Source organism: Streptococcus mitis (genome assembly GCF_946188585.1).
GTDB lineage: Bacteria > Bacillota > Bacilli > Lactobacillales > Streptococcaceae > Streptococcus > Streptococcus mitis_DG.
In genome coordinates this window covers 1-266 of record NZ_CAMHVI010000032.1, presented here as the reverse complement: position 1 = coordinate 266, position 266 = coordinate 1, and the positions used below count along the sequence as shown (strand labels likewise).

Sequence of the window (266 nt, the reverse complement as noted above, 5' to 3'; positions counted from 1 at the left end):
AGTAGATTCTTCAATTATCTTATAATCTTTCTTAGTGATAATTATTCTTTTATGTCTAGGATCATATGTAGTTATAAAACCAATTCCATTAATTAAACTAGGTTGATTATTTTGAGGATATTCTTCACTAAATAATCTTTGCCATTGTTTATTTAATTGTATTTCAATATTTTCTTCAAAATAGTTTCTCATACCTGTAGCAGATATTTCCTTTAATCCTTGACTAAGTAATAATACTTTACCTGTAAGATCATCCATATTCAGAA

Annotated in this window: 1 protein-coding gene; it reads right to left on the bottom strand. The window is 24.8% G+C overall.

Going from position 1 to position 266, the window contains the following annotated elements:
* Positions 1-266, bottom strand: a 266-nt coding sequence (locus N8M66_RS09325) for a hypothetical protein (RefSeq protein WP_261047234.1), incomplete at both ends; no start/stop codon positions are given.